Consider the following 21,612-nt stretch of genomic DNA (forward strand, 5'->3'; position numbering starts at 1 on the left):
CTTTTGAATCTTTGAACATAAATAAAAAATGATAGTACTTACCAATCCAACTTCAGTTGCCAAAGAAATTGACATTATTCATGAATTGTTTGATGAAGGTTTGGCGATTTTACACATTCGTAAAAACGAAATTTCTAAAAAATTAATGAAGGATTTTATAAATAGTATTGATCCAAAACATCATGATAAGTTGGTTTTGTGCAGTCATTACATTTTAGCAGATTCTTTTAATATCAAAGGCCTACATCTCAACTCGCAAAAAAGGTTTGATATACAAGGAACACTGGAGCAATCGGCAATCTCGTATTACAAATCGAAAGGGTTAAGCATCTCGACTTCGGTACATTCTATCGAAGAATTTAATACGCTAGAATCGCATTTCGATTATGCTTTTCTTGCTCCAGTTTTTCCAAGTATTTCCAAAGAGAATCATTATTCAAAAATAAATCTTTTAGAAGCTATTCAAAAAAGAACCAATTATAATACTAATCTAGTCGGTTTGGGTGGAATAAATTCTGACACCATCGAAGAGACTCTAGCGAATGGTTTTGATGATTTTGCGCTACTAGGAACTATCTGGACTGCTAAAAACCCAATAAAAAATTTCAAATTATGCCAACAAATCGTCCATTCGTACTCACTGTAGCAGGATTAGATCCTTCGGGAGGTGCCGGCATTTTAGCCGACTGTAAAACATTCGAACAACATCAGGTTTTGGGCTTGGCAGTGGTCACGGCAAACACCATTCAGACTGAAAATAAATTTATTCAAATGCAATGGATCGACCTAGATTTTGTATTGGAATCGATTACGACCTTATTTAAACATTATGCAATAGCAGTGGTTAAAATCGGAATTGTTCCATCGCTACTTTTTTTAGATGCAGTAGTTACGACTATTAAAAAAGTCGCGCCGACAACTAAAATTGTTTGGGATCCTGTTTTAAAATCATCTTCTAAATACAATTTTTTGACTTTAGAAGACGGGAGTGAATTGAACTCAATCTTGAAAAAAATTGATTTAATAACACCCAATTACGATGAGATATTGCAATTATTCCCGAGTTTTATTAGCGATAAATTATGGTTAAAGAACGAACTTCCAACCACGATTTTATTAAAAGGTGGACATAATTGTGCAGCGTTGGGTACTGATTATTTATTTGTAAAAAACAACATTATCGAATTACCTCCAAACGATGCTGAACACCAACCCAAACATGGTTCTGGCTGCGTACTTTCATCTGCAATTGCGGCAAATCTCGCGTTAGGAAAAAACATGAAAGACGCTTGCAGTGACGCTAAACTGTACATCGAAAATTACTTAAGTTCCACCTCCTCTTTAATTGGCTACCATTATGTTTAACAAATTACAATACATTTCGCAAGGAGAAAATTGCGAAAAACAACTGCAAAATATTCGACTAGCTTTAGATAGTGGTTGCGAATGGATTCAACTGCGCTTTAAAAATCAAACGGACACTGACAGCTTTAAAATAGCTAAAGCCGTGAAAATCTTATGTGAAGAACACGAAGCCAAGCTAATTATTAATGACAATGTTGCACTTGCAAAGCAAATTGATGCAGACGGTGTTCATCTGGGTTTAGCCGACATGAGAATTAAAGATGCCCGTTTTATTTTAGGTGAATATAAAATTATTGGTGGCACTGCAAATACTATTCAAGATATCAAAAGCCATATTCAAAATGGTTGTGATTATATAGGTTTAGGTCCTTTTAAATTTACCAAAACTAAGGAAAGATTAGCTCCGATTTTAGGATTGAATGGCTATCATAATATTATTCAGGATATGAAGAATCAAGTTCTTAAAATTCCGATTTACGCCATTGGCGGAATTACATTGGATGATGTGGACGTTTTAATGCAAACCGGAATTCACGGTATTGCCGTTTCAGGTCTACTTACAGATAGTCAAAAACCAAAGGAACTTATTACTCAACTTAACGAAAAATTATACGACAATGTCATTATTTAATATAGGAGATAAAAGTTTCGAATCGCGCTTGTTTTTGGGTACTGGGAAATTTGGCTCGAACCACGAAATGGAAGAAGCGATTTTGGCTTCGGAAAGTGAATTGGTAACGGTTGCATTAAAGCGAATAGATTTAGAAACAGAAACCGATGCCATTTTAGCACATTTACAACATCCTAAAATCAATTTATTGCCCAATACTTCTGGTGCGCGTGATGCCAAGGAAGCCATTTTTGCCGCACAATTAGCGAGAGAAGCTTTAGAAACAAACTGGATTAAATTGGAAATACATCCTGATCCAAAATATTTGATGCCTGATCCTATAGCAACGTTAAAAGCAACCGAGGCACTAGCAAAACTAGGCTTTATCGTTTTGCCCTACATTCACGCCGATCCCGTTTTGTGCAAGCATTTAGAAAATGTAGGAACCGCAGCAGTAATGCCATTAGGCTCACCAATTGGTAGCAACAAAGGATTAAAAACGATTGATTTTTTAGAAATTATTATTGAACAGAGTCGCGTTCCTGTAATTATTGATGCCGGAATTGGCGCTCCGTCTGACGCCGCAAAGGCAATGGAAATTGGCGCTGATGCCGTTTTGGTAAATACGGCAATTGCTGTAGCTGGAAATCCGAAATTGATGGCGGAAGCATTTAAAGAAGCGGTTATTGCAGGGAGAAAAGCTTTTGAAGCTAAGGTCGGTAAACAGTATAGCCATGCGATTGCTTCGAGCCCTTTAACTTCTTTTTTATTCGAATGACACCAATACTTTTGTCATTTCGACGAAGGCCAAATCGCATTGCGAGAGCAACTAATGTGATTCCTCCTTCGTCGGAATGGCAAACTGCGTAAAAAACAATACTATGAACAACTTCAAATCTGTTTTTTCTCAATACAACTGGAACGACATACAAAACAAAATATATCAAACTTCTGCAAGTGAAGTCGAACACGCCTTAGCCAAAACTAAGCGCAATCTGGATGATTTTATTGCTTTGATATCGCCTGCAGCGCAACCTTATTTGGAGCAAATGGCGCAAGAATGCCACGAGTTGACTAAAAAACGCTTTGGGAAAACCATTCAAATGTATGCACCTTTGTATTTGAGTAACGAATGCCAAAACATTTGCACCTATTGCGGTTTCAGCTTAGACAATAAAATTAAACGCAAAACTTTACTAGATTCGGAAATTAAGCAAGAAGTAGCTGTTTTAAAAAGACTAGGCTTTGATCATGTTTTATTAGTTACCGGAGAAGCGAATTATACTGTAAATATTAATTATTTTTTGAATGCGATAGCACTGATAAAAAAAGATTTCTCGATAATTTCGGTCGAAGTGCAACCACTTTCGCAACAAGAATACGAGCGTTTGCATCAAGCTGGCGTGTATTCGGTCTTGGTATATCAAGAAACCTATCATCAAGAAGTGTATAAAAAATACCATACGAAAGGTAAAAAGTCAAATTTCGATTTTCGATTGGAAACTCCTGATCGAATAGGAAAAGCAGGAATTCATAAAATTGGTTTGGGTGTTTTATTGGGTTTAGAAGATTGGCGCACCGACAGTTTTTTTAATGCTTTGCATTTGGATTATTTGCAAAAAACCTATTGGCAAACCAAATATTCAGTCTCTTTTCCGAGATTACGACCGGCAGAAGGTATGATTGAACCCAATTTTATTATGGACGATAAAGATTTAACGCAGCTCATTTGCGCCTATCGATTGTGGAACGAAGATTTAGAAATATCCATTTCAACACGGGAGAATCAAAAATTCAGAGATAATATAATTGCGATTGGCACCACAAGCATGAGCGCTGGATCTAAAACCAATCCCGGTGGTTATGCCGTGGATAAGCAATCGCTGGAACAATTTGAAATTAGTGATGAGCGTTCTGTTACTGAAATTGCTGAAGTGATCGCAGCAAAAGGTTATGAACCGGTCTGGAAAGATTGGGGAAGTTTCAGTCCGAAGTTTTAAATCATTTAAAAAAAGTTTAGAAATTAAAAACTACACCTATATTTTATTCTAGTGATTTCTACTGTTTAAAATAAGCTCGCTTTTCACTAATTACTAATCACTTTTCACCAATCACCTTTCATCAATCACTTTTCACTAATTACTTCCAAAAATGAGCATTATAGAAGATTTTTTACGATACAGCAGACAAATGAACTTACCGGAAATTGGTGATTTGGGTCAAGAAAAACTAAAAAAAGCTAAAGTGCTCGTTATTGGTGCTGGCGGTTTGGGCTGCCCAATTTTGCAATATATTGCTACGGCTGGTGTAGGAACAATTGGTATTATTGATTTTGATGTGATCGAACTTCACAACTTGCATCGACAGATTTTATATATCGAAGATCAAGTGGGTTTGTCTAAAGTTACAACTGCAAAAGCTGTTCTTGAAAAACTAAATCCGCTCATTGCGATTACTGCAATTGAGGAAAAATTAATGATAGAAAATGCTACAAAAATTATTGATGGTTATGATATTGTAGTAGACGGTTCGGATAATTTTGCTACCCGATATTTAGTTAATGATACTTGCGTGCTTTTAGGGAAAACATTGATTTACGGAAGTATTTTGGGATTTGAAGGCCAATTGGCGGTTTTTAATCACAATGGAAGTAAAAATTTACGTCATGTTTTTCCCGAACCTCCGAATCCGAAAGAGGTGCCAAATTGCAATTTGAATGGTGTTTTAGGTACTTTGCCAGGGATGATTGGTATGATGATGGCGCACGAAACCTTAAAAATCATTCTGGGATTGCCAACTTTAAGAAATGAATTGATTTTATTTTCGACTTTGAATTGGAGCTTTACCAAATTGAACTTTTAGTCAAATTTCAAAAAAACAGGCCAATTAAAATGTAGTACAAAAATTATTGAGATCAGCTCCTTTTTGCCCCAGATGAAAGTAGAAAGCCCGGACTGAGAAAACCTATTTTTTCTTGACAGAAAAGAGCGACTGACAGGAAGCTCCTTTTATGGCTTTATAAAAAAAGGTTTTTGAGGGAGGACTTGTCACAAACAGCTGGATTAGGCCCTACTTATTTTGATTCAATAAGGTTATAAATGCTTCGCGGGAGATTTCTTGACAACCCAAACTTTCTAAATGCGGATTGTAGACTTGGCAATCTAGCAACTGATAATTTTCTTTTTTGAGGTGGTTGACCAAGGCTATAAAGGCCACTTTTGATGCATTGGAAACTTTAGAAAACATGCTTTCGCCGCAGAAAATGGTTCCCAAATCGATACCATATAAACCGCCCACCAAAACCTCATCTTGCCAAACCTCAACCGATTTTGCTAATCCCATTTCGTGCAGTTTGCAATAGGAATCGACCATTTCATTGGAGATCCAAGTGCCGTTTTGCCCGTCTCTAGTGATGTTCTTACAATTCGAAATTACGTCTCTAAAGTTTTGATTGAACGTCACTTTGAACAAATTTCGGTTTAAGATATTGCGCATGCTTTTGGACACGATTAAATCATCTAAAAACAGTACCATTCTTGGATCTGGCGACCACCATAAAATGGATTCTCCTGGATTAAACCACGGAAAAATGCCGCTTTTGTAAGCCAATTTCAAGCGTTCTGGACTTAAATCGCCGCCAACGGCGATAATTCCTTGCTCATCGGCTTCATTTACATCAGGAAAAAAAAGGTTTGGAGATAAATAGTGCATTTGTTTCTTAAAAAATTGCAATCATAGGTTTACATTTGACAAATCTAATTCTTTTCTAAACAAAATAAAGAACGTTTATTCTACCTAATGAAAAAAACACTGCTCCTTTTTTTGAGTTTTTATACCATTCTTGGCTTCGGACAAGAATCAGATAGTTTGAAAGTGAGATCCGATTTTAATTATAAATCGCTAATCGCACCTACTGCACTAATTGGTGCAGGAACACTACTCTTACATTCTGATTTAAATAGTCGTCTGCAAACAGATGTCACTTCTTTTTTCGGGAACGATTTTCATGAACCTATGGATAATATTTTTCCGTTAGTACCCATTGCCCAAATTTATGCCGTAAAGTATCTTGGGTTTCAACCAAAAAATAATTTTAGACAGCAAACCATCAATTTAGCTGTTGCCAATACCGCCACTTTGATACTTATTACTGCCTTAAAACATTCGGTAAAAGAAGAACGCCCTGACGCATCTGACGAATTAAGTTTCCCTTCGGGTCACGCAGCTATTGCGTTTACCAATGCTACATTGCTTTTTTACGAATACAAAGAATCGAATATTTGGTATGCCAGTAGCGGCTTTTTATTTGCCGCTGCGACTGGAGTTTTTAGAGTTGCCAACGATCGTCATTTTACTTCGGACGTTTTGACTGGCTCAGGAATTGGATTGGTATCGGGAATTTTAGTTTCTCATTTTAATCCTTTTCAATCTTTACAATTTGGAAAGAATAAAAAATCAACTGCTTTGGTTTTTCCACAAATTGGCTCACAAATTGGATTCGGAATGCTTGTCAATTTAGAATAAAAAAAGCCTCGAATTTCATCAAGGCTTTTGTAAACTATTCGTTTTTAATGGCTTAGAACGGCAAATCGTCTGGCTCTTCTTCATTTAAGTTGGTTGCTGGAGCAAAAGCATCTGCTGCAGGCATTGGAGGCGCTTGACCTGGTGCTGATGCAGCTGCTACTCTTTCGATTCTCCATCCTTGAATGCTGTTGAAGTATTTGGTTTCGCCTTGTGGACTCACCCATTCTCTACCTCTAATATTAATAGAAACTTTTACAGGCTCACCAATGTTGTAGCTGCTCAATAAATCACATTTATCTTGTGTAAATTCGACTAAAATATGTTGAGGGTATTGCTCATCTGTAGTTACAACAAGTTCTCTTTTTTTGAATGACGCACTAACTTGTTGTTCTGGATTAACAACTTTAATTTTTCCTGTAACTTCCATCTTCGTTATATTTAATTGTTATTTTTTTAATTTTTTGCTAAAAGCACCTTCCAAGCAGAGACCACGTCTCCGTTGTCTAAATATTTCTTCGCTTCTCGATGCTTTTTTTCGACATCATCAGCACTTAAAACACCCTTTACGGCGAAGTTTTCTTTCACAAATATACTAACTTCTTCTTTTGTAGGCAAGGCTTCTACGTTTCCTAATTTTCCTAAATCGTTCCCGTCAAAAACACCACTTTCTGTAACAAACTTTGGGATGGAGTCTACTCCTATTCCTAATGTAGTCAAAGGTTTAGGCACTTCAAAAAGTCCTTGATTGGATCGTGAATACCAGTTGGCTCCCATACGGGAAACCAAGTCTATTTTATGCTGATCAATAGCTCCACTTTCATCTAAAATACTTTCATGAATATGAATCTTAACCACTTCACACAGAATCAAATTACCCGCTCCCCCTTCAGATCCTAACGAAATAATTTGCGTCACTTTACACTCAAATTGCACTGGCGACTCGGCCACTCGCAAAGGTTTTATATTTTCTGAAGCAACGGGCGTAAAACCTGCTTTTAAAAACTCATTTACTCCCTCTGCGTATTCCGTACTTGACAGCGATGTTTGATGCACCATATCATAATTTACGACATTGATAACCACTTCTTTGGTCGCTTCGCAATTCAATAAAGTATGTTTGACCGAATTGTCTCGAACACGGCGCGCTGGCGAAAAAATTAATACGGGCGGATTTGCACTGAAAACATTAAAAAAACTAAAAGGCGACAAATTCGGCTTTCCTTCGGCATCAACTGTACTTGCAAATGCAATAGGTCTAGGCCCAATTGCGCTCTGCAAATAGCCTTGCACTACGGCTGTTGTGGTCTCTTTTGGATCTATTGTTAGCATTGCTGGTTTTAATGTATTAGGGTAAAATCGCTTAATGACAAAAGTACATAAATCGTTCTAGCTGCAAAAGACATCATTGACTTTTAAAATTTAAATCTTTCGAAACCTTAAAACATTAGTCGTATTAATTTCGTTATATTTATACCTCAATTTGTTATCTATGCATTTTTCTGAAAGACGAAATACAACTCGGTGGATTCTCATTTCTGTTTCTTTTTTGATCATTACCCTGATTCTTTGGAACACCTACAATTTTTTTCAAATTTTTAAAAATGAAGAGCGTTTAAAAATGAATCTCTGGGCAAGTGCGCAAAAAGCATTGCTAAACGCCAATGAAAATACCGATGTTGACTTGCCGTTGCAGATTTTCAGCAACAATACTTCGGTACCCGTTTTGCTAGTTATGTACGATAAAGTTATTAGCTCGGTCAATGTACCACAGGAAATCTTGCAGGACGAAAAGAAGTCAAAATCATATCTGAAAAATTTAAGGAGTGAAAATGAACCCATTACAATTGAATATGCGCCAGGTAAATTTCAAAAATTATATTACGGTAATTCTGAACTACTAAACAAACTAAAATATTATCCAATTGCTTTACTATTGATTATCTTTTTGTGTGCTGCCTTAATTTATAACTTTTACAAAAGCACCAGAATGGCTACTCAAAACAAACTTTGGGCAGGTATGGCAAAAGAAACGGCCCATCAAATTGGCACGCCACTTTCGTCCTTAATTGGTTGGGTTGAAATATTAAAAACCGAAGAAATTGACCAAAATATTACAGTTGAAATTGAAAAAGATGTAGATCGTTTGCAAACCATTACTGATCGATTTTCGAAAATTGGCTCCACTCCCGTTTTGGAAATTAAAGATATTGTGGCTGAAACTGAAGCTACGTATACGTATTTAAAAACTAGATTTTCGTCTCAAGTAGTTTTTTCGATCGAAACGCCTGCTCATCCCATTTTTGTAAATATCAATCCGACGTTGTACAGTTGGACTATCGAAAATCTAGTTAAGAATGCGATAGATGCTATGAAAGGAAAGGGGAATTTAAAAGTCAAAATTAAAACGGACGGTTCTATAGTGAAAATAAATATTTCAGACACTGGCGCTGGAATTCCTAAAAGGCAATTTCGTACTATTTTTGAACCTGGTTTTACCACCAAAAAGAGAGGTTGGGGTTTGGGCCTTTCTTTGACTAAGAGAATTGTGGTTGAATACCATAATGGAACTATAAAGGTTTTACGTTCTGAAATAGGAAAAGGAACCACGATACAACTGACTTACAAAACCGTTTAAAACGAACATAAAAAAAACCACAAATTGCTTTGTGGTTTTTTTTATTTATTATCTTTCTGTGTTACAAGTTCGCCTGAATATCTTTGGCTACTTGCTCCATTTCTTCTTTTGTCAGCGATATTTTTTTTTCAAAACGCATATCATCCATTACGTTTAACGGAATTAAATGTACGTGCGCATGTGGCACTTCTAGCCCTACAACGGCCATTCCTACTCGGTTGCAAGAAATCGTTTTTTCGATTGCAGCTGCTACTTTTTTAGAAAATGCCATTAAGCCCAAATATAACTCATCTGGAAGATCAAAAAGCTTGTCTACTTCTTGTTTTGGAATGCAAAGCGTGTGTCCTTTGGCGTTTGGATTCACATCTAAAAATGCTAAGAAATCAGCATCTTCTGCAATTTTATAACACGGAATTTCGCCGTTTACAATTTTAGTGAATATCGTACTCATCGTTTACTCGTTTATGTGGCCAATCTAATAATCAGTTGCACTACTTATTTTTTCAACTTAAAAAATTACTCTCTTGAGATTTCTAAGATCTCAAATTTCAAAACACCACTAGGTACTGTAATTTCAGCAACTTCGCCCACTTTTTTACCTAATAATCCTTTTCCAATAGGAGAAGTAACTGATATTCTACCCGTTTTTAAATCGGCTTCGCTTTCAGCAACTAATATGTATTTCATCTCCATTCCGTTGGTTTGATTTTTAATCTTAACATGAGATAAAATTAAAACTTTTGATAAATCTAAGTGTGTTTCATCAATCAACCTTGCGTTAGAATGAACTTCTTCTAATTTTGCAATTCTCATTTCAAGCATTCCTTGCGCTTCCTTTGCCGCATCATATTCGGCATTTTCAGACAAATCCCCTTTATCTCTCGCTTCGGCAATATCTGCAGACGCTTTCGGACGCATTACACTTTTCAAATGATCCAACTCTTCTTTCAATTTTTTTAATCCTTCTGCGGTATAATAAGATACTTGACTCATAATTTCATCATTTATATAAATACAAAAAATCCCATCGAGACGGGATCTATTATTACAAATATACTATTATTTTTTATAGTACATAATTAAATGTTAATCATATAGCGATACGTCTCAAATAAATTATTTTTGTTTTTCTAACCCGTACAAAAATGAAAAAAATAGTCCTTATTTCGCTTTTTTCCATGCTTCTATTTTCGTGTAGCGAAAATGAAATTAAAAACAATAATCCGTTTTTACCCAATTACAGTTTTGCGACAGAAATCAACATGAATCTTCCAGCATACTCTGCATTATTGTTTCCAAGTAACGGAGTATTTTATAACGGTGTAGGAATAAAAGGATTACTTATTTTTAATACTGGAAGTGGTTACAATGCATTTGATGCGGCTTGTCCCAATGAAATTCCGAGTGCTTGTGTCCCGATGACCATTAAAGGAATCAATGCTGTTTGTTCTTGCGATGAAGTTGCATATAGTTTGTTTACTGGTTTAGGAAGTAAACAATATCCGCTGAAACAATATCGAGTAGAACAAATGGGAAATGTTTTAAGAGTGTATAATTGATATAAAAAAGGCTGAAAATTTATCGTTTTCAGCCTTTTTTATATAGAACTTACTGCGTGATCTTACAACTTCAAAGTCAATCCTAATAGAAAATTAATTCCCGCTTGCGGATAATACGAAGGATAAATATCCCACATGGCACCGTTCGAAACGTATTTTTTATCTAAAATATTATTTACTAAACCAGTAACCACGATAGATTTAAAAACTGATTTCGTTTTAATCTCATAAGAAGCATTCAAATCATTAACAAAATAATCAGTTAGTTTAGCTGCTGGCAATTCGATATTGTTCATAAATTGCTCACTCACAAATTTTTGAAGCAAAGCAATATGCAATCCTGGAATTGGTTTATAAACAAGAGCGTTTCCGACAATAACAGCGGGAGAATATGCGATATCTGTGGTTCCGTAATTTTGACCATCTACCGATAAATCTATATTTTTATTACTACTCAAAGTAACGTTAGGACGAATTAAAAACTGCTCTGAAATAGAAATTGTAGCATCAACTTCTAGCCCTAAACGGTAACTGTCGTCGCTATTGGAACGAATTGGGTTTCCAACATCATCTAATCTTCCGGTCAAGATTAATTGGTCTTTGTACGCCATATAGTAAATGTTCGAACTTACCTGTACTTTCTCTGAATTAAATCTCCATCCCAATTCAAAATCATTTAATTTTTCTGGCTTCGGAGATCTTCCTTCGTAATCGGTTCGGTTGGGTTCACGATTGGCTCTAGCGTAAGAAAAGTAAAAGGTGTTTTTGTCGTTCAGTTCAAAATTCAAACCTGCTTTTGGATTGAAAAAATTAAACGTATCATCGACCAAACCGGTATCCCAACTGTCTGCTTGATACCCCACGCGTCGGTATTGCAAATCACCATACAAACTCCATTGTTCGGTTAATTGATAATTGGCTTTTGCAAAAATATTACCATCGGTTTTGGTTGCAAAATCTTCGTAATAGCGATCGCCTAATTCTGACTGCGAGGCATAACGTGCCCAAATTACTTTTCCAAAATGAGCGCCTTCATATTTATTTAAACCTCCTCCTAAAATTACATCTAAATTTTCATCTCTGTATTTTAACGAAAAAGTTGTTCCGTAAAAGTCATTTTCCAACCATTTCTGACGTACTAAATCGGTGGTTGTAACCAAGTCAACAGCAGTCAAATTGTAATCGGCCATTTCGGCATCTTCCTTATAATTTTCGTAATAGCCTTTCCCTTTGGTATAATGCAAGGCAAAATTAGAACTCCACTTACTCGTCCAGCTTTCACTCCAATGCAATTGGTAATGATCTTGTTGGTAGTTGTCGGTTTCATTCTCGTAAAAACGAGTAGTCCCGTTTTCATCTGTGTACTTTCCAGCCGAATTGTATTTTCTATTTTCTTTCAACGTTTCACCGTCAATTCCGTTCCAAGCTTGGTCGGTTTTCTCGGTTCCACCGAAGGCTAATGCTTTAATCAAAGTAGTTTTACCCAAATACGTTCCTTGCAAAAAGTACGATTTTAAATCGGTAGCAGAGCGGTCGATATAGCCATCGGATTGTAAAGCTGACAATCGCCCTGCCAGTTCAAAATGATCGTTTAATAAACCTGTACTGAACTTTACCGTATGTTTACGCGTATTGAAACTTCCGAAAGAATTTGAAATTTCCCCATTGGCTTTATTAGCATAACTATCTGTCAACATGTTTAAACTGGCACCAAAAGCACCAGAACCATTTGTTGATGTTCCTACGCCACGTTGCAATTGTAAACTTTCGACAGAAGAAGCAAAATCGGGCATATTAACCCAAAAAGTACCTTGACTTTCTCCGTCATTGTACGGGATTCCATTTATGGTTACATTGACACGAGTTGCATCGCTGCCACGAACACGAATTCCAGAATAACCTATTCCGTTTCCTGCATCAGAAGTTGTGACCACAGAAGGCAAATAATTCATAAGTAATGGAATGTCTTGCGCCAAGTTTCTATAGCTCAATTCTTTTTTACCTAAATTACTAAAAGAAACGGGAGTTTTGGTGGTTGCACGAACAGCAGAAACCAATACCTCATCGAGAGAATTGACTTGAGTAGAATCTTTAACTTGTGCAAAAGAATTAAAAGAGAAGAAAATAGAAACGAGAAGAACCGAGAAGGTCTGTTTTGAACCTTTGCAACTTTGCAACTTTGCAACTTTGCGACTTGAAAAATTTTCCATCCGTAAAATAATTACGAATAAAAGGGGGAATTATTCTTTTTGTTTAAATTAATAAATGATTGTTCCGCTGACAAATAGGTAGTTTTCACTACAAAATCTGTCATATTTCCCTTAGCAACATTACTTGCTCAGGTTCGTTGGGTATGATCTCAGCTCGTTATTTAGAGCACCCCTTTGAGACGGTGCAAAGGTAGGTTTAAAAACTACATGAATCAATTGCAAAAATAAAAATTCAATGCATTTTATTTGAATGCGAAAATTCATCCAGCCTACAGTATAAATTGAAGAAGAACGTGTAAACAGAAATTTACACTAACTAATTGGTGCTAATTTTGTATTACAATATTATTCCTATAACTCGTTTAAAAACATTAATCTAAATCTGGTTTTTTTCGATTCTTTTTTACTTCTGAAATAATCTTTTTATTTTTTATTCGTTTTCGGATAACCGACTTTGGAATCTTAGTTTCTTTACGAATTTTAGGAATTATTAGTCCGTTTGTAATTAAAGTAATAAAACGCTTAATTACAATTTCTTTATTTTTGAATTGACTTCGATCTTCATCACAAGTAAGAATTAGAATATTTTCAGAAGTCAATCGGTTTGCTACTTTTGTTTCTAAAAGTAATTTCTCTTCTGAAGTTAATGCGCTCGAAGCATTCAAGTCAAAAGTCAAAACTACTTTTGAAGATACTTTGTTCACATTTTGCCCACCAGCACCACTGCTGCGGACGGCTTTAAACTGCAATTCTGATATGATTTTATGCACTTCCATTATTGCGGCTGATGTGTTGCTTTTAATAAATCGTTTACGGTTTTTACCGGATTAAAAGTAATTAGTGGAACCGCTACAAAAACAGTCAACCAATCGGCCATCGCACCGTTCCAAAGGCCGGGCAATTCATAACTTTTAACACCCTTTCCATTCACACTTTTACGAACTACAAATCCCGTATTGACATCGACAAATTGTGCTAAATCAAACTTTTTACCTTTGTAATTCTTGATTCCGCAAACCAAATCAACAGGATTAAAATGAGTGGACTTTTTGACAATTCCGACCTGCTCTTCGTTTGATAAATCTACTTGAGACGTTTCTATAATTTGCAACGCTATTTTTCCATTGCTATTTTCCACCCAAAAAGGACCGCCTCCAGGTTCTCCTTCATTTTTAACCATTCCGCACACTCGAATCGGACGATTAAGTATTTTTTGTAATTCTTGAATCTGCTCTTTTATCGAAGTGTTTTCAAGACTGATGTTCTCATTTAGATTCTCTTTTAAAAACTTTGTAATTTCGTTGATTTCTGCGGTCGCAATCTCAGTACCATCTTCAAGTAAAGCAAGATATTCAAATACTTTTTCTTGTAATTTTATCAGTATTCCTGCCAGTGCCTTTTTGTATAAAGCAGTAGTTTCTAAATGATTTTGAATGATATTATCAATGTTTTTCACAAAAACAATATCGGCATCCAAGTTATTCATATTTTCAATTAGTGCTCCATGGCCACCTGGTCTAAACACTAATTCGTTTTTCTCGTTTTTAAATGGATTGTTTTGTAAATCAAGGGTTAGTGCGTCTGTTTTTCGATCTTGATACGAGTAGGAAACAGCAATAGTACAATTTGTTTTTTGTACTACCTTGGCTCGCAATTCACGTACTGCTTCTTCAAAAAGTGACTGGTGATTTGCAGACACCGTAAAGTGCAATTCTGATTGATCGTTAGCGCTTGCATAAGCACTGCACTCGAACAAATGCTCTTCGATAGGCATTGCAATATGATCTTTATATTCGTGAAATGGCACTACTGCTTTGGGCTTGTTCGCAAATTCAAATCCAGCTGAAGAAAGTAACATTTTTATAAAATAAAAGTTCTTGTAATCGCTAGATAGCGAATCAAAATCACGATATTTTTTTCTTAACTTTTTATCGACCGCCTTAAAAAACGGAAACTTTTCCATTCCCATAATAAAAATAGGCAACTGCATGTCTTTTGTACGATTGATATAAGCATTTATGCTTTCCTTTTCGATTTTAAAATCATTTACAAATGCAGTTAAAAACGTAAACATACGAGTAGCCGCTCCTGAAGCAGGAACAAATTTCATCAATTTTAAATCTGCTTTTTTGCTGTCGAAATACGTTGCTTTTTTTATAAAGTTAGCTTCAGACAATGCGATTATTCCGTTTCCTAGAGTAGCCGCTTTCTTTAAATTGATGGTAGGTATTCCCTCTTTTAAAATCTTTAATTGCTTTTTAATTTTTGAAAACGGAATTCCGTGTTTGTAAATCTGTACAAAATCATTTGAAGAGAACCCCATCTCTTTAGCCTCTGTTAAATCAGAAATAATTTGTGTGGCCTTTTTGAGTCGCTCTTCTTTATTACCCGAAATAGTAATAAACGGCTTGTTAAATTGGATCAGCGTATCTTTAAAAACAGAAAAAACAGTTTCTCTGCCTTCATCGGTATCCCGAATGTCGTCTTTCTCCCAAGGCACATCAATATTGGTTAAAAAAAACAAATCGTACTCATGCTCTACTGCAGCCTCATTTAAAGCAGGATCGCAAAAACCGTAATAAATTTCAGAAAACACTTTGGTCACCATTAAGTTGGTATCACAAAATAAGTATTGATGAGCTGATTGTAATCTCTCGTTTTCTAATTGCATCTGACCGTAAGCAATAGGCAATAAATCATCGGCTACGCAAATGTGCCCATTCTCTTCCCATTTTTCTTGCAAATAATCGCGTGCAAACTCGGGTACCCATTCTGTTTTATAAAATGCAGCCAATTGTTTTGCCAACGTGGTTTTGCCAGTACTCTCTGGCCCGAACAAAGCAATTTTTAAGATTGTGGTACTGTCTTGTCTAAGGTTTTTTTCCATTCTAAATAAGCAGAAATAGCTAATATTGTAAAAATTAAATACTGTAACGATATCATTCCTAAACCTCTATAAGCATACAGAGGCACTACTATAATATCACCTATAATCCATAACGTCCAATTTTCGATTTTCTTTTTGGCCATCAACCACATTCCTGCAAAAAATATTCCTGACGAAAAAATATCGATGTAATTATCTGTATGAATTGGATAATCAAAAAATTTATAAATTCCGAAAACCACTAATATGGTCACCACAAATAATGCAAAAGCAATTATTTTTTCATTATTATTAGTTCGTGTAATAGGTAAATTATCTTCGAAAATAGTTCCTTGAGACCATAAATACCAGCCGTAAATGCTCATTATAGAGAAGTAGGCATTGATCATCATATCGCCCAAATATCCCGCCGTATAAAACAGGTAGATTGAAATTACAGTTGCAATCAATCCCGTTGGATACACCCAAATGTTTTCTTTTTTAGCAAACCAAACACTTAATATCCCAAACACAAATGCAATAAATTCAAGCGCAATATGCCATAAGGGAACATTTTTATAAGCTTCAATAAAAAAATCAATCATTCTGGTTGGTTATTTGGTTGGTTTTATAGTTTCAAAAAATCCATTGTCATTTTCAAAAGCAGTTCCAATTACTACTAAATCGGCTCCCGCTTGATGTGCTTCTTGAATTTGGCGCAAAGTTACAATTCCTCCACCCACAATTACAGGAATACTAACATTTTTGGCGATTAAAGAAATCATTTGTAAGGGTATAGCCTGTTTAGCACCACTTCCCGCTTCGAGATAAATTAATTTTGTGCCTAACATTTCACCGGCTTGTGCAGTTGCTAAAACCAAATCTAAGTTTTCTCTTTGCAAAGGAGTTGTTTTACTCACGCGAGCGACAGCCGTTTCGCTTCCACTTTCTATTAAAATATACCCTGTAGAAATAATTTCGAGATTTGTTTTTTTAAGAATTGGCGCTGCCTGCACCTGGTATTCAATTAAATAATCAGAATTTCGGCCCGACAACAACGACAAAAACAAGATAGCATCTGCTTTGTCTGAAATTTGAGTAGGATCGCCAGGAAACAAAACGATGGGCAAATCGATACTATTTCGCAACTCGGTTAACAACTCTTCTAAAATAAAATTAGTTACGATGCTGCCTCCTACAAAAATATGAGTCGCTGGCGAAAGTTGTATTTTTTGGACAAGTGCTGGTATACTTTTTACCTCAATTTTATCAGGATCTAATAAAATGGCAAGTAGTTTTTTATGGGCTTCTTTGGCTTTTAAAATTTCGTGGTAAATGATCTTGGTTTGATTTTGCATAATGGCTGCAAAAGTAAATTTTTTTTGATGGCTGTTTACTATTTATAATGAATTATCTTTGAGCAACTGCGGTAAAGCAGAATTCATGTCTATCGAAATTGATTTGCTTCAAACTAAATTTTGTACCAAACAAACAACCTTAAAAAACCAATAATGATTGCTAGTTCACTGCTTCAAAAATATGGAGTTCAAATTAAATCCTATTCTAAAAATGAGTTGATATTTGAAGAAGGCAAAAGTCCCTCTCATTATTTTCAAATTCTTTCGGGAGAAGTAAAAATGAATAACTTTAATGATGATGGCCGCGAATTTATTCAAGGTTTTTTTAATGAAAATCAATGTTTTGGAGAACCGCCTTTGTTTTTAAATCGCGATTATCCTGCCAATGCGGTTGCAGTTGAAGATGTGCAATTGTACGTACTGCCTAAAAGCAGTTTTATGGAACTTTTGCATGACAATCCAGATGTGAGTTTAAAGGTCATTGAAAATTTAGCGCAACGGCTATACTACAAATCGGTTATGGCCGCCGAAATATCTAACCATGAACCCGAACATCGTGTATTGCGCTTGTTTGATTATTCGATCACTTTTTTCAATTTCAAAAAAGACGAAAATGGCTACCTCATCAATCTAACGAGACAGCAAATTGGAGACTTAACGGGATTGCGAGTAGAAACGGTAATTCGTGCCATAAAATCGTTAGAAAAAAAAGGCGAAGTAAAAATTATAAGCCGAAAAGTGTATCGATAAAACAGTGTTTATGATTTGAATCATAAACTACTGCGTGGCTGTGGCTGTATCTTTGTAGTATAAAAACTATGTACTATGACACTATATAACAATATATTCGAAAAATTCAATCAAACTTATATTAGTTCTGCAACATTAGCCTTGTTAGCACAAAGTTGCTTAGGCGGCGCTGCAGCAATGACCATTTTAGCAAATGGTACGTCATTGTGGCAAATGGCTCAATTAGGAGTTATTGTACTGCTTTGTATGGGTGTGAATACCGGTATTTTGGCACAGTTGGGCCATAAAATGATCTTCAACTTTGTACTTGCTAGTGCTTTTTTTAGTACCTTATTTATTATTTTAAATTCTAACTAAATTCTAAATGAAAAAAGAAATAGAAAACCGTGAGGATGTTGCACTTTTAGTCCATACTTTTTACGACACGATTCGTGAGAATGACGAAATTGGTTTCTATTTTAATGAAACAATTAAAGATTGGCCTGCTCATCTAGAAAAGTTGACCGATTTTTGGGAGATGAATTTATTTGGCGGACGTAATTTTCACGGCAATCCGATTGTGGCACACAATCAGGTAGACGAGAAATACCAAGGAGCAATTACTCCTGAATTATTTGGCGTTTGGCTGAACAATTGGTTTGCCACAATTGACCTTCTTTTTGAAGGGGAAAATGCGGATATCTTAAAAAGAAGAGCTCGTAAAATGAGTACTTTTTTATATTTAAATATCTTTCAAAACCGAGAAAGAAAACCTGCATAAAAAAATAAAATCTGCTTTCCCATCTAACCTACTAGTATATTTCTGTTTTTTTAATACTGAGAAGCGTACACTAAAATACAATTTTCTATTTCGGTAAATTCTACCCCAAATTTAACTGAAAGACCCGAAAATTGTAAATACGCGCTTGTCGAATTTTTATTTCCCTTAAAGGAATCAACTTCTATATGATCTTTGAAGCTGATTCCTTTTTCATTTCTTATTTTGAAAATGGCTTCTTTGGCTCCCCAAATCACGGTGAGTTGTTTGATGTATTCTGCTGTGTTTTCAAGATTTAGGTAAGCAAATTCTTTATCGGCAAATTTAGTAGCAATACGCTGAATCTTATCGCGCTGCAATTCGATATCTATTCCTGTAGGTTGATCACTGACGATAATGCCAGCGAATTGATTGGAATGGGTGATTGAAATGTGTTTGCCGTTGTCTAAATGAGGTTTCCCAGAAGCATCATAATACAAGTTAAAATCGGTCAAGCCCAGTTGTTTTAATAACATACGAACGCTCAAAAAAGCTCTTTGGTGCAACTCAGACTTCATGCCATCCAAGCGCAATTGCATGTTTGGCTTTAGCGCTACTTGCGCTTTTAGTTCGTTTAAGGATTCGGTGATCTTCCAAACTAATAATTGAGTGTTTTCGTTTGGAGCAATTGTTTTATATAGAGGCATTTGCTTGAATTCTGAATATTAAATGGTTGGTTGGTAAAACGATGTTAGCATCTAGCACTTTTTAGTCCCGGTAGCAGCGGCATCCTTTTGTGGCATTGTTTGCCACAAAAGATACAGCGGATGACGGGATTGGCTCCTTATTAATAAAATTAGCTATTATTCTAAAGATTAAGTTATTAAACAATTCATAAATCTAGAATAAAATAGCCGACTTCAAAAAAGTATTCCCTAAATTTGCAAAAATTTTACACTTACAAATATACTATAAATGAGTACTACAACTATGCCTTTTGTGGCTTTCAAAGTAAAAGACATTTCTCTAGCAGCGTGGGGAAGAAAAGAAATTGAATTGGCTGAAGCTGAAATGCCAGGTCTTATGGCGCTTCGTTCAGAGTACAAAGACGAGCAACCGCTGAAAGGTTCTCGTATCGCTGGATGTTTGCACATGACGATTCAAACGGCTGTTTTAATTGAAACTTTAATTGCTCTTGGTGCCGAGGTGACTTGGAGTTCTTGTAATATTTTCTCTACTCAAGATCAAGCTGCTGCTGCTATCGCTGCTGCTGGAATTCAGGTTTATGCTTGGAAAGGCCTAAACGAAGAAGATTTTGACTGGTGTATCGAGCAAACTTTGTTCTTTGGTGAAGACAGAAAACCATTGAATATGATTTTGGATGATGGTGGAGATTTAACCAACATGGTTATTGACCGTTACCCAGAATTAGTAGCTGGAATTAAAGGATTGTCTGAAGAAACGACTACTGGAGTGCACAGATTGTACGAAAGAGTAAAAGCGGGAACATTGCCAATGCCTGCAATTAACGTAAATGACTCGGTAACTAAATCTAAATTTGACAATAAATACGGTTGTAAAGAATCGGCTGTTGATGCAGTTCGTCGTGCAACAGATTTAATGTTGGCTGGAAAAAGAGTGGTTGTTTGCGGATACGGTGACGTAGGAAAAGGAACTGCTGCTTCTTTTAGAGGTGCTGGATCTATTGTTACAGTTACTGAAATTGATCCTATTTGTGCTTTACAAGCAGCAATGGACGGTTTTGAAGTTAAAAAACTAAATAGTGTTGTTGGAAATGCTGATATCATCATCACTACAACTGGAAATAAAGACATCGTTCTTGGAAGTCATTTTGAACAAATGAAAGACAAAACGGTTGTTTGTAACATTGGACACTTTGACAACGAAATTGATATGGCTTGGTTGAACACAAACCACGGCGCATCAAAAATCGAAATCAAACCACAAGTTGACAAATATACAATTGCTGGAAATGACATTATCATTTTGGCTGAAGGTCGTTTGGTAAACCTTGGTTGTGCTACAGGTCACCCAAGTTTTGTAATGAGTAACTCATTTACAAACCAAACTTTGGCTCAAATCGAATTGTGGAAAAACAGTGCTTCGTACAAAAACGACGTATACATGTTGCCTAAAATTTTAGATGAAAAAGTGGCTGCTTTACACCTTGCAAAATTAGGCGTTGAGTTAGAAACTTTGCGTGACGATCAAGCCGCATACATTGGCGTTGAAGTTGCTGGACCATACAAACCAGAATACTACAGATACTAGAACATTTTAGATTGCTACGCCTGTTCTCCTTTTAGGCTCGGGTGCTTTAGCGATTTGTGATTTAAGAATTAAACCCTGATTTCGATAGAAATTGGGGTTTAATTGTTTAATTATATTTTATGCAAAGTTATGTTCAGCTTTTAATAGACGATTATTATACAATTAATATGTAAGATATTGTAATTTCTTAGTTCGAATTTAAGTGATATTTACATTTATATTATAACTTAAATAATTAAGAAAATGTCACACAATAATAAAAAACAATTCGGAGTTTGGATGGATTCTCAACATGCCACAATAATAGGTAGAGATGAAAACAATGAAGGTGAATTTAAAGTGCTTGGTCACGAAAAATACACCGGAGTTCCTGGAAATTCAAATGAAAATGCAGAACATAATCACGAGGTAACGTTGAGAACAAAATTCTTTAAAGAAATTCTTTCTCATATGCAGAATGTTGATGAATTGCATGTAACGGGAACTGGTGTCGTTCAAGAACAATTTATTAATTATCTTGCTGAAACTTCACAATACAAGAATGTGAAAACTTCTGAATGTACTAGCAACAAAATGAGCGATGAGGACACAATTGCTCATATTTCAAATAAATTTAATTAATTTTAAATGTATCAGATTTAAAAAGACCTCAATTTGTAAAAATTGAGGTCTTTTGATTTCTACAACATATCATTCAATTTTTGATA

The 21,612-nt window shown here is 35.5% G+C and carries 25 protein-coding genes; 14 read left to right on the forward strand and 11 right to left on the reverse strand.

The genetic code is table 11. From position 1 onward, the window contains the following. The first annotated feature begins 28 nt into the window (after positions 1–28). The 6 genes from AP058_RS11950 (at position 29) to AP058_RS11975 (ending at position 4,837) form a co-directional block, all read left to right on the forward strand. Entirely contained in the window at positions 29–646 is a 618-nt protein-coding gene (locus AP058_RS11950; protein ID WP_066310980.1) for a thiamine phosphate synthase, read from the forward strand. Beyond that, positions 613–1,365, forward strand: coding sequence for a hydroxymethylpyrimidine/phosphomethylpyrimidine kinase (locus AP058_RS11955; RefSeq protein WP_066310982.1), 753 nt, complete (start codon positions 613–615; stop codon positions 1,363–1,365). Before AP058_RS11950 ends, AP058_RS11955 begins: the two co-directional genes overlap by 34 nt. Continuing rightward, a complete protein-coding gene (locus AP058_RS11960) occupies positions 1,358–1,996 on the forward strand; it encodes a thiamine phosphate synthase (RefSeq protein ID WP_066310984.1) in 639 nt (212 codons plus the stop codon). The genes AP058_RS11955 and AP058_RS11960 overlap by 8 nt, the downstream gene beginning before the upstream one ends. Further along, positions 1,983–2,753 (forward strand): thiazole synthase, encoded by a 771-nt coding sequence (locus AP058_RS11965; RefSeq protein ID WP_066310987.1) that lies wholly within the window; start codon positions 1,983–1,985, stop codon positions 2,751–2,753. The genes AP058_RS11960 and AP058_RS11965 overlap by 14 nt, the downstream gene beginning before the upstream one ends. A gap of 103 nt (positions 2,754–2,856) precedes the next feature. Then, on the forward strand, positions 2,857–3,975 hold the full coding sequence (thiH, locus tag AP058_RS11970; RefSeq protein WP_066311169.1) for a 2-iminoacetate synthase ThiH: 1,119 nt from the start codon (positions 2,857–2,859) through the stop codon (positions 3,973–3,975). Between the two features lie 151 nt (positions 3,976–4,126). Continuing rightward, complete coding sequence (locus AP058_RS11975; RefSeq protein ID WP_066310990.1) at positions 4,127–4,837, forward strand: HesA/MoeB/ThiF family protein; 711 nt, start codon at positions 4,127–4,129, stop codon at positions 4,835–4,837. Positions 4,838–5,044: 207 nt separating this feature from the next. Here the strand turns inward: AP058_RS11975 and aat are convergent, their stop codons facing one another. Then, complete coding sequence (gene aat / locus AP058_RS11980; RefSeq protein ID WP_066310991.1) at positions 5,045–5,686, reverse strand: leucyl/phenylalanyl-tRNA--protein transferase; 642 nt, start codon at positions 5,684–5,686, stop codon at positions 5,045–5,047. Positions 5,687–5,773: 87 nt separating this feature from the next. On the opposite strand from aat, the gene AP058_RS11985 reads away from it, so the two are divergent. Continuing rightward, positions 5,774–6,499 carry a phosphatase PAP2 family protein gene (locus AP058_RS11985; protein ID WP_066310993.1) on the forward strand — a complete coding sequence of 242 codons (726 nt, stop codon included), beginning with the start codon at positions 5,774–5,776 and terminating at the stop codon, positions 6,497–6,499. 52 nt (positions 6,500–6,551) lie between these two features. Here the strand turns inward: AP058_RS11985 and AP058_RS11990 are convergent, their stop codons facing one another. Both AP058_RS11990 and AP058_RS11995 read right to left on the reverse strand, forming a co-directional pair. Further along, entirely contained in the window at positions 6,552–6,926 is a 375-nt protein-coding gene (locus AP058_RS11990; protein ID WP_066310995.1) for a DUF3127 domain-containing protein, read from the reverse strand. Positions 6,927–6,952: 26 nt separating this feature from the next. Next, positions 6,953–7,828 carry a flavin reductase family protein gene (locus AP058_RS11995; RefSeq protein ID WP_066310997.1) on the reverse strand — a complete coding sequence of 292 codons (876 nt, stop codon included), beginning with the start codon at positions 7,826–7,828 and terminating at the stop codon, positions 6,953–6,955. 160 nt (positions 7,829–7,988) lie between these two features. Here AP058_RS11995 and AP058_RS12000 point away from each other — a divergent pair, with 160 nt between their 5' ends. Continuing rightward, positions 7,989–9,134, forward strand: coding sequence for a HAMP domain-containing sensor histidine kinase (locus tag AP058_RS12000; protein ID WP_066311001.1), 1,146 nt, complete (start codon positions 7,989–7,991; stop codon positions 9,132–9,134). Between the two features lie 61 nt (positions 9,135–9,195). On the opposite strand, the gene AP058_RS12005 is transcribed toward AP058_RS12000, so the two are convergent. Both AP058_RS12005 and greA read right to left on the reverse strand, forming a co-directional pair. Then, complete coding sequence (locus tag AP058_RS12005) at positions 9,196–9,585, reverse strand: HIT family protein (protein ID WP_066311007.1); 390 nt, start codon at positions 9,583–9,585, stop codon at positions 9,196–9,198. Positions 9,586–9,650: 65 nt separating this feature from the next. Continuing rightward, a complete protein-coding gene (gene greA, locus AP058_RS12010) occupies positions 9,651–10,127 on the reverse strand; it encodes a transcription elongation factor GreA (protein ID WP_066311009.1) in 477 nt (158 codons plus the stop codon). A gap of 152 nt (positions 10,128–10,279) precedes the next feature. On the opposite strand from greA, the gene AP058_RS12015 reads away from it, so the two are divergent. Beyond that, complete coding sequence (locus AP058_RS12015) at positions 10,280–10,693, forward strand: hypothetical protein (protein ID WP_066311011.1); 414 nt, start codon at positions 10,280–10,282, stop codon at positions 10,691–10,693. A 62-nt stretch (positions 10,694–10,755) separates the two neighbouring features. On the opposite strand, the gene AP058_RS12020 is transcribed toward AP058_RS12015, so the two are convergent. From AP058_RS12020 to AP058_RS12040, 5 genes are all read right to left on the reverse strand, one after another. Then, positions 10,756–12,903 (reverse strand): TonB-dependent receptor, encoded by a 2,148-nt coding sequence (locus AP058_RS12020; protein WP_066311013.1) that lies wholly within the window; start codon positions 12,901–12,903, stop codon positions 10,756–10,758. A 371-nt stretch (positions 12,904–13,274) separates the two neighbouring features. Further along, positions 13,275–13,679 carry an alternative ribosome rescue aminoacyl-tRNA hydrolase ArfB gene (gene arfB / locus AP058_RS12025; protein ID WP_066311016.1) on the reverse strand — a complete coding sequence of 135 codons (405 nt, stop codon included), beginning with the start codon at positions 13,677–13,679 and terminating at the stop codon, positions 13,275–13,277. Next, the gene (locus tag AP058_RS12030; protein ID WP_066311018.1) at positions 13,679–15,790 is read right to left on the reverse strand and encodes a DUF4301 family protein; all 2,112 of its coding nucleotides are present in this window, start codon (positions 15,788–15,790) and stop codon (positions 13,679–13,681) included. Before AP058_RS12030 ends, arfB begins: the two co-directional genes overlap by 1 nt. Beyond that, the gene (gene pnuC / locus AP058_RS12035) at positions 15,751–16,374 is read right to left on the reverse strand and encodes a nicotinamide riboside transporter PnuC (RefSeq protein ID WP_066311022.1); all 624 of its coding nucleotides are present in this window, start codon (positions 16,372–16,374) and stop codon (positions 15,751–15,753) included. The genes AP058_RS12030 and pnuC overlap by 40 nt, the downstream gene beginning before the upstream one ends. Positions 16,375–16,383: 9 nt before the next feature. Then, a complete protein-coding gene (locus tag AP058_RS12040) occupies positions 16,384–17,127 on the reverse strand; it encodes a geranylgeranylglyceryl/heptaprenylglyceryl phosphate synthase (RefSeq protein WP_066311028.1) in 744 nt (247 codons plus the stop codon). A gap of 153 nt (positions 17,128–17,280) precedes the next feature. Between AP058_RS12040 and AP058_RS12045 the strand changes: the two genes are divergently transcribed. From AP058_RS12045 to AP058_RS12055, 3 genes are all read left to right on the forward strand, one after another. Continuing rightward, entirely contained in the window at positions 17,281–17,877 is a 597-nt protein-coding gene (locus AP058_RS12045) for a Crp/Fnr family transcriptional regulator (protein ID WP_066311031.1), read from the forward strand. A gap of 75 nt (positions 17,878–17,952) precedes the next feature. Further along, a complete protein-coding gene (locus AP058_RS12050) occupies positions 17,953–18,234 on the forward strand; it encodes a hypothetical protein (protein ID WP_066311037.1) in 282 nt (93 codons plus the stop codon). A gap of 7 nt (positions 18,235–18,241) precedes the next feature. After that, entirely contained in the window at positions 18,242–18,637 is a 396-nt protein-coding gene (locus tag AP058_RS12055) for a group III truncated hemoglobin (RefSeq protein WP_066311040.1), read from the forward strand. Between the two features lie 50 nt (positions 18,638–18,687). Here AP058_RS12055 and AP058_RS12060 read toward each other — a convergent pair whose 3' ends face one another. Beyond that, positions 18,688–19,320 (reverse strand): 4'-phosphopantetheinyl transferase superfamily protein, encoded by a 633-nt coding sequence (locus AP058_RS12060; RefSeq protein WP_066311042.1) that lies wholly within the window; start codon positions 19,318–19,320, stop codon positions 18,688–18,690. 268 nt (positions 19,321–19,588) lie between these two features. On the opposite strand from AP058_RS12060, the gene ahcY reads away from it, so the two are divergent. Continuing rightward, positions 19,589–20,905, forward strand: coding sequence for an adenosylhomocysteinase (ahcY, locus tag AP058_RS12065; RefSeq protein WP_066311045.1), 1,317 nt, complete (start codon positions 19,589–19,591; stop codon positions 20,903–20,905). A 243-nt stretch (positions 20,906–21,148) separates the two neighbouring features. Continuing rightward, the gene (locus AP058_RS12070) at positions 21,149–21,526 is read left to right on the forward strand and encodes a hypothetical protein (protein WP_066311048.1); all 378 of its coding nucleotides are present in this window, start codon (positions 21,149–21,151) and stop codon (positions 21,524–21,526) included. The last annotated feature ends 86 nt before the right edge of the window (positions 21,527–21,612 follow it).

The organism is Flavobacterium sp. TAB 87 (assembly GCF_001529295.1).
In the GTDB taxonomy this organism is placed as follows: Bacteria; Bacteroidota; Bacteroidia; order Flavobacteriales; family Flavobacteriaceae; genus Flavobacterium.